This window comes from Micromonospora sp. LOL_025, assembly GCF_048060285.1.
Classification (GTDB): Bacteria; Actinomycetota; Actinomycetes; order Mycobacteriales; family Micromonosporaceae; genus Micromonospora.
Map to the genome: position 1 here is coordinate 328,546 of NZ_JBHMIR010000003.1, position 14,224 is coordinate 342,769.

Annotated in this window: 14 protein-coding genes; 8 read left to right on the forward strand and 6 right to left on the reverse strand. The window is 74.7% G+C overall.

Annotation, left to right across the window (positions count from 1 at the left end; translation table 11 throughout):
* Nucleotides 1-120 precede the first annotated feature (120 nt).
* Nucleotides 121-540: a hypothetical protein gene (locus tag ACFHW0_RS06460; RefSeq protein ID WP_416606082.1), complete on the reverse strand. Its 420-nt coding sequence runs from the start codon at nt 538-540 to the stop codon at nt 121-123.
* Nucleotides 533-928 carry a hypothetical protein gene (locus ACFHW0_RS06465; RefSeq protein ID WP_416606083.1) on the reverse strand — a complete coding sequence of 132 codons (396 nt, stop codon included), beginning with the start codon at nt 926-928 and terminating at the stop codon, nt 533-535. Before ACFHW0_RS06465 ends, ACFHW0_RS06460 begins: the two co-directional genes overlap by 8 nt.
* 302 nt (nt 929-1,230) lie before the next feature.
* Here ACFHW0_RS06465 and ACFHW0_RS06470 point away from each other — a divergent pair, with 302 nt between their 5' ends.
* From ACFHW0_RS06470 to erm, 4 genes are all read left to right on the forward strand, one after another.
* Nucleotides 1,231-2,640 carry a glycosyltransferase family 2 protein gene (locus tag ACFHW0_RS06470; RefSeq protein WP_416606085.1) on the forward strand — a complete coding sequence of 470 codons (1,410 nt, stop codon included), beginning with the start codon at nt 1,231-1,233 and terminating at the stop codon, nt 2,638-2,640.
* Nucleotides 2,641-2,731: 91 nt separating this feature from the next.
* Nucleotides 2,732-3,958: a glycosyltransferase gene (locus tag ACFHW0_RS06475; RefSeq protein WP_416606087.1), complete on the forward strand. Its 1,227-nt coding sequence runs from the start codon at nt 2,732-2,734 to the stop codon at nt 3,956-3,958.
* A gap of 222 nt (nt 3,959-4,180) precedes the next feature.
* Nucleotides 4,181-5,086, forward strand: coding sequence for a Gfo/Idh/MocA family protein (locus ACFHW0_RS06480; RefSeq protein WP_416606168.1), 906 nt, complete (start codon nt 4,181-4,183; stop codon nt 5,084-5,086).
* A 446-nt stretch (nt 5,087-5,532) separates the two neighbouring features.
* The gene (gene erm, locus ACFHW0_RS06485; protein ID WP_416606088.1) at nt 5,533-6,330 is read left to right on the forward strand and encodes an ErmE/ErmH/ErmO/ErmR family 23S rRNA (adenine(2058)-N(6))-methyltransferase; all 798 of its coding nucleotides are present in this window, start codon (nt 5,533-5,535) and stop codon (nt 6,328-6,330) included.
* A 4-nt stretch (nt 6,331-6,334) separates the two neighbouring features.
* Here the strand turns inward: erm and ACFHW0_RS06490 are convergent, their stop codons facing one another.
* Nucleotides 6,335-6,526, reverse strand: coding sequence for a DUF2795 domain-containing protein (locus ACFHW0_RS06490; protein ID WP_132231166.1), 192 nt, complete (start codon nt 6,524-6,526; stop codon nt 6,335-6,337).
* A gap of 90 nt (nt 6,527-6,616) precedes the next feature.
* On the opposite strand from ACFHW0_RS06490, the gene ACFHW0_RS06495 reads away from it, so the two are divergent.
* Nucleotides 6,617-7,873, forward strand: a complete 1,257-nt coding sequence (locus tag ACFHW0_RS06495) for an erythromycin esterase family protein (protein WP_416606169.1) — start codon at nt 6,617-6,619, stop codon at nt 7,871-7,873.
* A 112-nt stretch (nt 7,874-7,985) separates the two neighbouring features.
* On the opposite strand, the gene ACFHW0_RS06500 is transcribed toward ACFHW0_RS06495, so the two are convergent.
* The 3 genes from ACFHW0_RS06500 to ACFHW0_RS06510 all read right to left on the reverse strand — a co-directional run bounded on the left by ACFHW0_RS06500 (nt 7,986) and on the right by ACFHW0_RS06510 (nt 11,334).
* Complete coding sequence (locus ACFHW0_RS06500; RefSeq protein WP_416606089.1) at nt 7,986-10,190, reverse strand: MMPL family transporter; 2,205 nt, start codon at nt 10,188-10,190, stop codon at nt 7,986-7,988.
* A 38-nt stretch (nt 10,191-10,228) separates the two neighbouring features.
* Nucleotides 10,229-10,774, reverse strand: a complete 546-nt coding sequence (locus tag ACFHW0_RS06505) for a TetR/AcrR family transcriptional regulator (RefSeq protein WP_416606090.1) — start codon at nt 10,772-10,774, stop codon at nt 10,229-10,231.
* 98 nt (nt 10,775-10,872) lie between these two features.
* Complete coding sequence (locus ACFHW0_RS06510) at nt 10,873-11,334, reverse strand: winged helix-turn-helix transcriptional regulator (RefSeq protein ID WP_416606091.1); 462 nt, start codon at nt 11,332-11,334, stop codon at nt 10,873-10,875.
* Nucleotides 11,335-11,561: 227 nt separating this feature from the next.
* Between ACFHW0_RS06510 and ACFHW0_RS06515 the strand changes: the two genes are divergently transcribed.
* The 3 genes from ACFHW0_RS06515 to ACFHW0_RS06525 all read left to right on the forward strand — a co-directional run bounded on the left by ACFHW0_RS06515 (nt 11,562) and on the right by ACFHW0_RS06525 (nt 14,205).
* Nucleotides 11,562-12,359, forward strand: coding sequence for an isocitrate lyase/PEP mutase family protein (locus ACFHW0_RS06515; RefSeq protein WP_416606092.1), 798 nt, complete (start codon nt 11,562-11,564; stop codon nt 12,357-12,359).
* A gap of 31 nt (nt 12,360-12,390) precedes the next feature.
* Nucleotides 12,391-13,350: a non-homologous end-joining DNA ligase gene (gene ligD, locus ACFHW0_RS06520; RefSeq protein ID WP_416606094.1), complete on the forward strand. Its 960-nt coding sequence runs from the start codon at nt 12,391-12,393 to the stop codon at nt 13,348-13,350.
* Nucleotides 13,351-13,653: 303 nt separating this feature from the next.
* Complete coding sequence (locus tag ACFHW0_RS06525) at nt 13,654-14,205, forward strand: anthrone oxygenase family protein (protein WP_416606095.1); 552 nt, start codon at nt 13,654-13,656, stop codon at nt 14,203-14,205.
* Nucleotides 14,206-14,224: the final 19 nt, after the last annotated feature.

Genomic DNA, 14,224 nt, shown 5'->3' on the forward strand with positions numbered 1-14,224 from the left:
CCCCCCTCCCGGAACGTCGATCATGCAGTTGTGGTGCCCCGCAAGACCGGCGAATCCGGTCACGTCGGGCACCACAACTGCATGATCGCGCTCGTCTTCGGGCGGGGGCGGGTGGGTGGGTCAGGGGGTGGTGGGGCGGGTGCGCCAGAGCCAGAGCAGGCCGAGCACCGGCAGGACCAGCGGGATGTAGCCGTACCCGCTGCCGAACTGCGACCAGACCGTCTCGTCGGGGAAGAGTTCCGGGTCGGCGAGGCTGAGGGCCCCGACGCCGAGCACCCCGACCAGCTCCACGGCGCAGCACGCGAGCGCCACGCGGCGGCCGGCGGCGCCGGCGCGGGCCAGCCCCACCGCCGCGACGATGTAGATGGCCGCGGCGAGGGCCGAGAGCAGGTACGCCACGGGCGCCTCGTCGAACTTCGTGACGATCTGGAGGCCGGCGCGGCTCGTCGCGGCGATCGCGAAGAGCAGGTAGACCGCGATCAGCAGCCGCCCCGGGCCGGCGTTGGTCCGCTTCACCCCCGGGGCGCGTACGTCAGCCACCCAGCACCTCCCAGGTCTGCTGGAGCCGTACGACGACCACCGGGGTGACCAGGCAGACCGCGCAGACGATCGCCGAGCCCCAGCGCGTCGGCTCCATCCGGGCCAGCACCCAGGCCAGCGGCGGCAGGCAGACCACCGTCGCGAGGTAGCCGAAGAAGGCGCCCGGCTCGTCCGGCCGCTCGCCGCCGCCGAGTGCGACCAGCGCCACCGCCGCCAGCACGAGCAGCGCCACCTCCAGCACGGCCAGGCCGGCGAACTGCGCCCGGTCCGGCGCGCGGTGCCGCAGCGTCGCCACCAGCGCCCAGGCGGCGACGAGGAGCGACAGCACGATCGAGGCGGTCGCGAGGAGCCCGTCCACCGGCGAACCCGCCGACGCTGCGCTGGTCATCGGGGCCGTCCGGGGCGTGGTTCGGTCACCGGCACAGCCTACTAACCGGCGTAGTACACCCCGTCACCCGCCGCCCCTCCTCAGGGGGCCGCCGCCCGCCCGGCCCGGCTCCCGGGGGTCCGACGGCGTCGGACCGGCGGGCGTGGGAGCGAGTCCGGCCGAGGCGGCGACGAATGTCGTCAGAGGACGGTGGGGTACCCCTATCGACCCCTACTCACCGGTAAGCAGAACGTCGCGCAACGTTATTCTCTCGTCATCGTCGCCACCTCCGACGGCACGTTCGTCTGACGGAGAGGATCCCCATGTCCTTGCCCACCATCCCCCCGGCGCTGAGCGTGGTGATGCCGACGTACCAGGATCCGCAGTGCCTCGCGCTGACCCTCCGGGCGCTGACCCGGCAGACGCTGCCGCCGGAACGCTTCGAAGTGATCGTGGTCCGGGACGGTGGTTCGTCCGACAGGTACGCCGAGGCTCTCGCCGAAGGCGCCGGTCTCCGCCTGCGGGTGGTGGAACTCCCCCGGCGCAAGGGCCGCTCCGTCGCCCGCAACGAAGGGGCGCGGCACGCCACCGCACCCCTGCTCGTGTTCCTCGACGCCGACTCGTGGGCCGTGCCCGACCTGCTGGAGAGGCACCTGACGTGGCACAGCACGCCAGGCAACGCGGCGGTGCTGATCGGCCGGCGGGACGAGATCGGTCTCGCGGACCTCCCCGCCGTGCTGTCCGGGGAGTCGGACACGATCGCGCGTAGCTTCCCGCACGGTGGCGACCTGCGGTTCGCGACGGGACTCCCGGACGACGGCGGCGACTGGCTGAGGGCCGGCTGGGTGATCGCCTACACGCACAACATCTCGCTCGCCACCTCGCTCTTCGCGAAGGTCGGCGGCTACCGCGAGGCGTTCGGTCTCAGCTACGGCGTGGAGGACGTCGAGCTGTTCTACCGCGTGGACCAGAGCCTGCCGGACGGCGTCAACTTCGGCTACGACGACGAGGCCCGGGTCGTCCACCTGCCGCACCACAAGAACATCACCCGCAACTGGATGGAGATGAAGGCCAACTTCCAGCAGGCCGCCAGGTTGTACCCCTGCCTGGAGTGGGAGTTCCTCACCGCGGTCATGGGATACGAGGCGGTCCGGCGGATCCTGTACTACCGGTCGCTCGTCGAGGAGTGCGTCGAGCGGTCGGCCTGCGCCATCGGGCCCGCCGCCGCGCGCCTCGCCGGCAAGTTGCGGGGACCCAGGGCGCTCTGGATCGGCACCGGCCGCGCCGAGGCGAGGCTGCCCGCCACGGCGCTCACCTTCGACTACTCCGCACCCATCGGCCCGACCAACTTCCACCTGCTCGGCGTCGCCCCGCCCATGCCGGCGGGCAGTCTGGACGCGGTGGTCAGCGTCGACTTCTGGCGGTACCTGCTGTGGCCGGAGCTCTGCCAGTTCATCTCCGCCTCGGTGCAGCTGGCCGGCGAGGTCCACCTGGTCGCCACCGCCGACGCGACGCCGGGGATGTGCGCCGCCGACGCGCAGACGCTGGACTACCTGCGCCAGGCACAGGCCGCCGAGTACGTGGCCGAGCTGCGCGCGGTCGAGGGACTCGGCGACGTGTTGACGCTACGGGCCCGCCAGCCCGTGACCGGCGCCGCGCGCCGGGTGCCCGGCCAGGTGACCACCAGGACGCGACCCACGGCAATGGCGCCGGGCCGCCCTCCGACGGGCTAGCAGATCGACGGTGCGGCCGGACCCGACGTGCGGGGTCCCGGCTCGCTCCACCGCGCCCGGATCCGCCGCTACAGACGGAAAGGCGAGCATCATGCGCGTACTGTTGTCGACCCTCGGGTCGCGCGGCGACGTCCAACCACTGGTGGCGCTGGCATCGCGGTTGAAGGCTCTCGGTCTGCAGGTGCGCCTCTGCGCCCCACCGGACTTCGCCCGGTGGGTGGCCACCTTCAAGATTCCCTTCGTGCCCGTCGGCCCGCACTGGCGCAGGTCGGCGGCGCCCAGGCCGCGGGCCGCCGTGCCCCGCCCCTCGCCGGCGCAGGTGCGTCAGCTGGCCGAGTCCTCGGTCGGCATCCAGTTCGAGGTGCTGTCGAAGGCGGCCCGGGACTGTGACGCCATCGTGGCGTCGACCGGCCTCCAGATCGCCGCCCGCACCGTGGCGGAGAAGCGGGGCATTCCGTACGTCTTCACGGCGTTCTGCCCGGCGGCCCTTCCCTCACCGCACCACCCTCCGCTACCGCTGCCGGCCCTCGGGGAGGTGCCCGCGCCCGCGTCGGCCGACAACCGCGAGTTGTGGGCCGCCAACCAGCGGCACGTCAACGACACCTTCGGCGCGCCGCTCAACGCGCTCCGGGCGACGATGGGCCTGGTCCCGGTCGACGACGTCAGCGACCACATCCACACCGACCAGCCGTGGCTGGCGGCCGACCGGACGCTGGCACCCTGGCCGGACACCGCCGACCCGGCCGTCTACCAACCGGGCGCCTGGCTGCTGCCGGACGAGCGGGCCCTGCCGGCCGAGCTGACGACCTTCCTGAACGCCAGCGACGAGCCCTGCGTCTACGTCGGATTCGGCAGTGTCGCCGCACCCCCGGGCGTGCTGGAGACGGCCATCCAGGCGGTGCGCGCGGTCGGCTGCCGCCTGGTCGTCTCCCGGGGCTGGGCACCCCTCTCGATGGCCGGCCGGGCGCCCGACTGCCTGGTCGTCGGCGAGGTGAACCAGCAGGCGCTGTTCAGGGAGGTGGCCGCGGTGGTCCACCACGGCGGCTCGGGCACCACGACCACGGCCGCGCGGGCCGGGACCCCGCAGGTCGTCATCCCGCAGGTCTACGACCAGCACTACTTCGCGCGACGCGTGTCCGCGCTCGGCATCGGCGGCGCACACCCCGGCGCGGTGCCGACCGTCGAGTCGCTGACCGCGGCCCTCGGCGCCGCGTTGCGGCCCGAGACGGTCGCCCGCGCCCGCGCGTTCGCCGCCACCATCAGCACCGACGGAGCCCAGGCCGCCGCGGAGCGGTTGACCGCCACCCTGCGGGCCTGAGCACCCGGTCACCGCCGGATCGTCCGCGACGACCAGCGGGTGAGGGTGAGCGGGGCACGTGCCGGCCGGGCAGCATCGGGCGGGGAAGGCGGGCGGTCGGACTAAGCCGCGACCATGACGGCCGATCCCGGAAGGACGGGCGCACCGGCGACATCCGGCACAGGGCCCGGCGCGGCTCGTGGCCGCGGGTACCGTGGTGTGACGACGACGGTGGAGGTGCTCGTGGTGCGGTTCGGGTTGTTCGGCACCGGTCACTGGGCGGCGGAGACGCACGCTGCGGCGCTGCACGCCCACCCGGGGGTCGCTTTCGCCGGCGTGTGGGGCCGGGACCCGCGCAAGGCCGCCGCCCTGGCCGAGCGCTACGGGGTGCCGGCCTTCGACGACGCCGACGCGCTCATCGACGCCTGCGACGCGGTCGCCGTGGCCCTCCCGCCGGACGTCCAGGCCGGCATCGCGGTCCGCGCGGCCACCGCCGGCCGGCACCTGCTGCTGGACAAGCCGCTCGCGTTGAGCGTCGCCGACGCCGACCGGGTGGTCGACGCCGCGCAGGCGGCGGGCGTCGCCTCGGTGGTCTTCTTCACCGGCCGCTACCAGCCCGACGTCGCCGGTTTCCTCGCCTCGACGGCGGCCGTCGGCGGGTGGCACACCGCCAAGGCGATCCGGTTCGGCTCCATCTTCCAGCCCGGCAGCCCCTACGGGGCCTCGCCCTGGCGGCGGGAGCACGGCGCGCTGTGGGACATCGGCCCGCACGCGCTGTCGCTCATCCTGCCGGTGCTCGGCCGGGTCACCCGCGTCGCCGCCATGGACGGGCCGCGTGGGCTCGTCCACCTGCTCCTCACCCACGACGGCGGCGCGACCAGCACGGTGTCGCTGACCCTGGACGCCCCGCAGGAGGCGGTGAGCCGGGAGTTCGTCTTCTACGGCGAGAACGGCGTCGAGAGCGTTCCGGCCGGCGAGGGCGACTCGGCGACCGCGTTCGGGGTGGCGATCGACCAGTTGCTGGAGGAGATCGGCTCGGGCACCCGGGACCACCGCTGCGACGTGCGGTTCGGCCGCGAGGTCGTCGCCGTGCTCGCCGCCGCTGAGACCGCCCGCGTCGAGGGCCGCACCGTCGACCTGCCGGGCTGAGGGTGCAGCGCGGAGGCGGAAAAGCGGTCGCCTCCGGGGACGGGCGCGGCTAGGGTCGCCGCATGTCCGCGCACGCTCTGATCGAGGGGGTCGGTACGCCGGCCGTCCTCGGGTCGCTGCTGGCGGCCCGCCTGCGAGTCCGGCGTCCGGCCCTGGCCGGCGCGACCCGCGACTGACCCCGCACCGCACACGCGGCGCCCCCGCCCGGGCATTCCCGGGCGCGGCGCCGCCCCCGCCACGCATCCGGGTGCCGTCCCGGGGCTGAGTGCCGCCCGTCGGCGCCACCCCGGTGGTCGCCCCCGACGTGGCGCCACGCCGTGCGCCGCCGATCCCGCGTTCCGCGTCCCGCACAGGGCCGTCCGAGTCCCCGAACCCACTCGGACAGGCCCCGCTCGCGGCTGCCTGTCCGCTCCGTCGCCGCCCGGCGACAGACAGGACGACGACCCGTGGCGCCTCGCCGTACCCGAGCCACCGAACGCGACCGGTCCCGTCGCGTACTCTCCCAGAACTTCCTCGCCGACCCGGCCGCCATCGCCCGGATGGTGCACGCCGCCCGCCCCGGGCCCGACCGGCTCCTGCTGGAGGTGGGCGCCGGCCGGGGCCAGCTCACCCGGCCGCTCGCGGCCCGCTGCGGGCACCTGACGGCGTACGAGGTGGACCCGGCCGCCGGAGCCGAGCTGGCCCGGGTCTGCGCGGCCCTGCCGAACGTGACGCACCGGCAGGTCGACTTCCTCACCGTCACCCCGCCGCCGGAGGAGTTCGACGTGGTCGGCAACATCCCCTGGTCGCTGACCTCGGCCGTGGTGCGGTGGTGCCTGGCCGCGCCCGGCCTGCGCGCGGCCACCCTGCTCACCCAGTTGGAGTACGCCCGCCGGCGCAGCGGCGACTACGGCCGGTGGACCAGGCTGACCGTGCTGACCTGGCCGGAGTTCGGCTGGCGGCTCGCCGGGCGGGTGCCCCGCACCGCGTTCCGCCCCGTGCCGGGGGTGGACGCCGGCATCCTGCGCGTCGAGCGGCGGCCGGAGCCGCTGCTGGCCGCGTCGGCGCTGCCCGCGTACCGCCGGATGGTTAAGGTCGGCTTCGACGGGGTCGGCGGCTCGCTGGCGGCCTCGCTGGCCCGGCACCACCCGCGGGCGCGGCTGGCGGCGGCGCTGCGGGCGACCCGGCTCGACCCGGCCACCCCGGTCGGGCACGTCTGGCCCGAGCAGTGGCTGGTGCTGTTCCGGCTGCTGCACGCCCGCTGAGGGGTCAGGCCAGCGTGTTCAGGGCCTCGCTCAGCTCGGCGGGGGAGTCGAACTCCTCCGCCGGCAGGGCCCGGAGCGTCTGGAGCATCGCCGTGCTGACCCCGTTCTCCTGGCCCCAGCGGACGAGGTCCTCCCGGGAGACCGGGTAGTCGAGCCCGGCCAGGTACTCCTGCAACTGCACGCCGGTGACGGTCATGCCGGCGGGCTACCCGTTCAGCCCGCCGGCACACGCCCGCCGATCGACGATCGGCGGTTTGCCCCGGTGGCGCGCCGGGTAGCCGCCGACATGCTGGTTCAGCGGCTCGGCGCGCCGAGCGACTTCGACCCGTTGCTGGAGCGCGTCCGGGACGCCCGGATCGTGATGATCGGTGAGGCGACGCACGGCAACCACGACTACTACCGGCTGCGCGAACAGCTCACCCGCCGGCTGATCGCCGAGTGCGGGTTCTCCTTCGTGGCCGTGGAGGGGGACTGGCCCGACTGTGACCGGGTGCACCGCTCGGTGACCGCCGCACCGGGCGGGGCCGCGGACCCGCGCGTCGCGCTGGAGCGATTCGAGCGCTGGCCGACCTGGATGTGGGCGAACGCCGAGGTGGCCCGCTTCTGCTCCTGGTTGCGGGCGTGGAACGTGGAGCGGCCCCAGGACACCCGGGCCGGCTTCCACGGCCTGGACGTCTACAGCCTCTGGGAGTCCATGCAGGCGATCTTCGACTACCTCGGCGAGGAGGACCCGGGATCGCTGGAGGCGGCGCAGGACGCGTACCGCTGCTTCGAGCCGTACGGCAAGCGGGTCGAGGAGTACGGGATGGCGAGCCGGTTCGTCTCCGCCCGCTGCGAGGAGGAGGTCGTGCGGCTGCTGGCGCGTACCCGCGAACAGGCCGCCGGGGACGGCCCGGACAGCTTCTCTGCCTGGCAGAACGCGGAGGTGGTGGCCGGCGCGGAGCGCTACTACCGGTCGATGGTGCGCGGCGGGCCGGAGTCGTGGAACATCCGGGACACGCACATGGCGGACACCCTGGACCGGCTGCTGGAGCGCTACGGCGCGGGCGCGCGGGGCGTCGTCTGGGCGCACAACACGCACGTCGGCGACGCCCGGGCCACCGACATGGCCGGCGACGGGATGGTCAACATCGGCCAGCTGGCCCGCGAGCGGCACGGCGCCGACGAGGTGGTCCTGGTCGGCTTCGGCGGCTACCGGGGCACGGTGATCGCCGCGCCCCGCTGGGGATCGCCGGCGGAGGCCATGGTGGTGCCGCCGGCCCGCCCCGGCTCCGTCGAGCACCGGCTGCACGAGCTGATGCCCGAGCGGGCCGTGCTGGTCTTCGGCGGCGACGACCAGCCGGGCTGGGTCACCGGGACCGCCGACCACCGGGCGATCGGGGTGGTCTACGACCCGTCCTTCGAGTCGTGGGGCAACTACGTGCCGACCCGGCTGGGGGAGCGCTACGACGCCTTCGTCTGGTGCGACGAGACGACGGCCCTGCACCCCCTCCCGGCCCTGACCACCCCGGGCGAGATGGAGACCTACCCGGCCGGCGTCTGACCCGCGCCCCCGCTCCGACCCCGCTGATCATGCAGTCGTGGTGCCCGTTCCAGCCGGTTTCGCCGGCTGTGCGGGGCACCACGACTGCATGATCCATCGAGCGGTGGGCGGGTCAGGTGTGGGCGGGGGACCTGTCGTCCAGGTGGGCGCGCAGGCCCTCGCCCTCGATGTCGACGTTGGGCAGGATCTTGTCCAGCCAGCGGGGGAGCCACCAGGCCCGCTTGCCGAGCAGCGACATCACGGCCGGCACGATGGTCATCCGGACCACGAACGCGTCGATGGCGACGCCGATGGCGAGCGCGAAGCCCATCGACTTGATGACCGGGTCGTCGAGGAACACGAAGCCGCCGAACACCGAGATCATGATCAGCGCGGCGGCGGTCACCACCCGGGCGCCGTGCCCCATCCCGTTGATGGTCGCCTGCTGCGCGGTGTCGCCGTGCACGAAGTCCTCCCGCATCCGGGAGACCAGGAAGACCTCGTAGTCCATCGCCAGGCCGAACAGGATGCCGATCAGCAGGATCGGCAGGAAGCTGACCAGCGGGCCGGGCGTGTCCAGGCCGACCAGGTCGGCGAGGTGGCCCTGCTGGAACACCGCCACGGTGATGCCGAAGGTGGCGGCGACGGTGAGCAGGAAGCCCAGCGCCGCCTTGACCGGCACCAGCAGCGAGCGGAAGACCAGCATCAGCAGCAGGACCGAGAGGCCCACCACCAGCAGCAGGTAGACCGGCAGGGCGTCGGAGAGCTTCTCGGAGACGTCGATGCCGATCGCGGTCGCCCCGGTCAGCAGCACGTCGACGTCGCGGAACTCGCCCACGGCCGCGCGGATGTCGTTGACCAGGGTCTCGGTGGCCTCCTCGGTCGGGCCGGTCTTCGGCACCACCCCGAGCAGCGCGGTGCGGCCGTCCGGGCTGAGCTGCGGCGGGGCCACCGCGAGGACGTTCTCGGTGCGCTGGACCAGCGCGGTGACCTGCGGGATGGCGGCCGAGGTCGCCTCCGGGGTGTCCCCGGCGACCACCACCGCGAGCCGGCCGGTGAAGCCCGGCCCGAAGCCCTCGGTGATCACGTCGTTCGACTCACGGGCGGGCGTGCCGACCGGCGCGGTGCCCGCGTCGGGCAGCGCGAGCCGCATGTCGGGCGCGGGCAGCGCGAGCAGCCCCAGCCCGATCAGCCCGACCAGGATGACCGGAATCCGGAACCGGGTGACGAAATGCGCCCAGCGGAACCCGAAGCCCGACCGGTCCTCGGCCGCCGGGGTGCCCGCGTCGGCGGCGTCGGCCGCCCGGTCCCCGGCCGGCGCGGTGGTGCGCAGCTTGCGGGGCAGCACCCGGCGGCCGGCGAAGCCGAGCAGGGCCGGCTGGAGCGTGATCGCGACCAGCACCGCGACGGTGACCGTGCCGGCGGCGGCCAGGCCCATCACCGTCAGGAACGGGATGTTCACCACGGCCAGCCCGGCCAGCGCGATGACCACGGTGGCGCCGGCGAAGACCACGGCCGAGCCGGCGGTGCCGACAGCGCGGCCCACCGCCTCGTCCGGTGGCAGGCCCTCCATCAGGTTCTGCCGGTAGCGGGAGGTGATGAAGAGCGAGTAGTCGATGCCGACCGCGAGGCCGAGCATCAGGGCGAGGATCGGCGCGGTGCTGCTCAGGTCGACCACGCTGCTGATCGTGAACAGACCCGCCATGCCGACGCCCACGCCGATCAGCGCGTTGAGCATCGTCATCCCGGCCGCCACCAGCGAACCGAAGGTGACCACCAGGACGATCGCGGCGACCGCCACACCGATCGCCTCGGTCGAGCCGACCTCCGGCACGCTGCTGAGCACCTCGCCGCCGGGCGCGACCTCCCAGCCCTGGGCCTCGGCCCGCTCGCCCACCTTCTCGTACGCGTCGCGTTGGGCGTCGGTCACCTCGTCGGCGCCGGTGGCGAACTGGACCTGGACCAGCGCGTACCGGCCGTCCGGGGAGACCGCCCCCACCTGGAACGGGTCGACGGCGCCGACGACGCCGGGCAGGGTGGCGGCCTCCTGGGTGAGTTCCTTCACCACGGCCTGCCCCTGCGGGCCGGCGAGCGCGCCGTCGGCCGGCGCCTTGACCGCGATCGTGCCGGTCGCGCCGCTCGCCGCCGGGAACTGCTCGGCGAGCAGGTCCAGGGCGCGCTGCGACTCCGTGCCGGGCATGGTGAAGTTGTCGGCTATCGGGCCGCGCAGGGTCGCGGCGGCGAGGCCGAGACCGACGAGTACGACGAGCCAGATCGCCGCGACGAGTCGCCGCCGGCGCATCGAGCCCCGGCCGAGCCGGTAGAGCAGGGTGGCCATGAGTTCCTTGTCCTCGGTCGTGGATGGTTGGGTACGGATCAGTCGACGGGCTCCAGTGCCCGCCGGGCGAGTGCCAGCAGGGCGGCGCGCAGCTCCTCGTCGGGTACTTCGACGAACTCCCCGCAGGTCTCGGAGATGCCGGCGAGCAGCACCAGCGCCGCGATCCGGGCGGACGGGCGTGCCGGGTGCCCGGCGAGCGCGTCGACCAGTCGCTCCGACATCCGCTGGATGTGCGCGAAGGCGGGTTGCTTGAGCAGCTCCGGGAACTCTCCCCGGAGCAGGGCGATCTCGCGACGGAAACGGACCGCGAGGTCGACGAAGCCCTCGGCGGCGACCCGCTGGGCGTCCGCGCCGCGATGCGCGGAGATCCGCTCGTCGAGCGCCTGGAGGACGTCGATCGCCGGGGCCATCAGCTCGGTGAGGATGGCCTCCTTGTTGGCGAAGTGGTAGAGCACCGCCGCCTTGGAACAGCCCACCTCGCGGGCGATGTCCTGCAACGAGGTGCCCCGGTAGCCGGTCGTCGCGAAGCGTCGGGCCGCCGCCGAAAGGATCTCGTCGTGCGTCTCCGGAACCATCCGCGCCATGCCGGCCCACCTCCCCGACCAGCATGCCTGACCGATCGGTCAGACCCTGACCGATCGGTCAGATCGAGGGCGTGGTGTTCCCCACACGCGGTCGAGGTTTACCCCTCCGGGGTGTGCGGGAGCGGCCGGTCGGCCGGGCCGTGCGCCCGGTCGTACGTGGCCCGGGCGTCGGCGATCGCGCTGCGGTGCCGCTCCGCCCAGTCGGTCAGGGCCACCAGCGACTCGTAGAGCTCCAGCGCGATCGGGGTGGCGGTGTACTCCACCTTCGGCGGGACGGTCGGATGGACCCTCCGGTGCAGCAGCCCGTCGCGTTCCAGGTTGCGCAGGGTCAGGGTGAGCATCCGGCGGCTGATCCCCGCCACGCGGCGCTCCAGCTCCGTGAAGCGCACCGGGCCCTGGGACGCGGCCACGAGGATGCCGATGCTCCACTTGCCGCCGACCCGGTCGAGCACCTCGCGGACCGTGCACGCCCGGGCCTGACCGGGGGCGGAGGGCTCGTCGGCCGCCCCGCACGCCGGGGACTCCCGCCCGGCGGTGACATCGCTGTTTCCCTGGGACACGCAGTGCCTCCTCACGCTCCGTCGCCCCTCGGCGACAAGGCGGGGCGGCTCGTCCCGGGTCGCGTCGCGCAGCGCCCGACCCGGCCCGTCCGGCGGTCGGCCGACGGATCCGCCCGGCGGTCGGCCGACGGATCCGGCTCAGGATGCGGTCGACGCCGGGAGCGGGCCAGTCCAGCGGTACGGGATTGGAGCCTAGAGCCGAGCCTCGGCCCGTCGAGAATCGGCGTATGACCGACGATATCGCCGACCGGGCGGCGACGCTGCGCACCTTGCACCGGCCCGGTGACCCGCTCGTCCTGCCCAACGCCTGGGACGCCGGCTCCGCCCGCCAGGTCGCCGCCGCCGGCTTTCCGGCCGTGGCCACCAGCAGCAGCGCCGTCGCCGAATCGCTCGGCCACGCCGACGGCGAGGCCACCCCGCCCGGGGAGATGTTCGCCGCCGTGGCCCGCGTCGCCCGCGCCGTCGCCGTCCCCGTCACCGCCGACCTGGAGCGGGGGTACGGACTGCGCCCCGCCGAGCTGGTGGAGCGCCTGCTCGACGCCGGGGCGGTCGGGCTCAACCTGGAGGACTCCGACCCGCGTACCGGCCGGTTGGTCGACGCCGGGGCGCAGGCCGACCTGCTGGCCGAGGTCCGGGCGGCGGCCGGCGCGGCCGGGGTGCCGGTGGTGCTCAACGCCCGGATCGACGTCTTCCTCGCCGGGGGCGGCGACCCCGCCGCCCGGCTCCCGGAGGCGGTCCGCCGGGCCACCCGCTACCTCGCCGCCGGCGCGGACTGCGTCTACCCGATCCTGCTCGCCGACCCGGCGGTCCTGTCCGAGCTGGTGGCGGCCGTGCCCGGGGCGGTGAACGCGCTCGCCCGCCCCGGCGCCCCGACGGTGTCGGAGCTGGCCGCGCTCGGGGTGGCCCGGGTCAGCTACGGCGGGGGCCTGTACGCCGCCGCCCACGGGCACACGCAGCGGCTGCTCGACGTCGTCCGGGCCGGCGGCGATCCGTTCGCCGCGGTCCGCCCCGCCGCGTCCGGTTGACCGCCGGCCCCCGGGCCGCGAAGGTGGTCGGATGAGTGGCGCTGACGAGACCCGGGACGGGGTGTCGCTGACCAACCTCGACCAGCCGTTGTTCGACGGTGCCGACGCGACCAAGCGGGACCTGGTCGACTACCTCGACGCGGTGCACGAGCGGATCCTGCCGCAGCTGCGCGGCCGGCCGCTGTCGGTGATCCGGGTGCGGCCCGGGCAGCCGCCGTTCATGCAGAAGAACCTGCCGAAGTACACCCCGGACTGGGTGCCCCGCACGCGGGTCTGGGCGGAGGCGTCGCACCGCGAGATCTCGTACGCGCTCTGCGACGACCGGCGCACCCTGCTCTGGTTCGCCAACCAGCGTGCGGTGGAGTACCACCCCACCCTGGCCACGGTCGACGACCTGCACCGCCCCACCCACCTGGTGCTGGACCTCGATCCGCCGGAGGGGGACTCCTTCGCGCTGGCGGTCGCCGCCGCACGGCTGGTCCGGCAGGCGCTCACTGACGCGGGGCTCGCCGGCGCGGTCAAGACCAGCGGGGCCAAGGGCGTGCACGTCTTCGTGCCGGTGGCGGAGGGCGCCACGGTGGAGGACATGGCCGCCGCGACCCGGGCGGTGGCGGCCCGCGCCGAACGGCTGGACCCGGCGCTGGCCACCACCGCCTTCATCCGCGAGGACCGGGGCGGCAAGGTGTTCGTCGACTCGACCCGGGCCGGCGGGGCGACCGTGGTGGCCGCCTACAGTCCCCGGCTGCGGCCGGGCGTGCCGGTCTCCTTCCCGGTCGACTGGGCCGACCTGGGCGACGTGACCCCGGCGGACTTCACCATCCGCACCGCCCCGGCGTTGATCGCCGGGTGCGACCCCTGGGCCGAGCGGCTGCCCGCGCCGCAGCGGCTCCCGGCGGACCTGGTCGCCGAGGGGCACACCATCCCGGTCGCCCGGGTGCAGGCCATGCACGAGGGCAAGCGCCGGGCCCGCGCCCGCCGCGCCGCCGGCTGACGTACCCGCACCGTCCCCCTGCCGGTCGTCCGCCCGTCGGCCACCGCCCCCGGACCACCGCTCGTCGCCGTCGTCATCCGTCGTCCGTCGGCGACCGTGGGCTACGCCGGGAGGCGACGCCCGACCGCGCGGGCGGGCGACCGGTCCGCGCCCCCGTACGCCCCGAGGCGACCCCGCGTTCGCGCCGCCGGACGGCAGACGGGCGACGGCGGCCGACCTAGCGTCCACGACGACCCAGCGGACGACGCCGGGGCGACCCGGCGGGCGGCGTCGGGACGGCGTCGAGGATCGGCAGGAGGACCCATGACCCGCGACAGGCTGACCTGGACGGTGCTCGTCGTTCTGGTGTGGACGGCGATGATGTCGTTCGGCGGCGTCGCCGCCGAGACCGTGATGCTCTATCCGAACATCTTCGGGAACCCGCCGGCGTCGCTGGACCGGGCCCGCGAGTTCCTGGTGGCGGGCGGCCCGAGTGACTACTTCCCGCCGCTCGGTGCGACAGTCGTGCTCGCCTGTCTCGCGGCGGCGGTGCTGACCTGGCGCGACCGGCGGCTACGGTGGTGGGTCGCCGGCGCGGCCGTGGTCTTCGTCGCCTGCGAGTTCCTGTTCTCCGTGTTCTTCTTCTGGCCGCGCAACGAGATCATGTTCGTCGACCCGGTCGGCACGCACTCCCCGGAGTACCTGCGTCAGGTCGCGGCCGAGTTCGTCGCCGGGCACCGGGTGCGCCTGGTGGGCGGGGCGGTGACCGCCGCGCTGGCGTTCACCGCGCTGCTGCGGTGGGCGGGGCGCCGCGGCACGGGCCCGGCCGACCCGGCGGGGCGGCGCGCCACGGGCCCGGCCGACCAGATGGCGTGACCCGCGCTCCTGCAAGGAA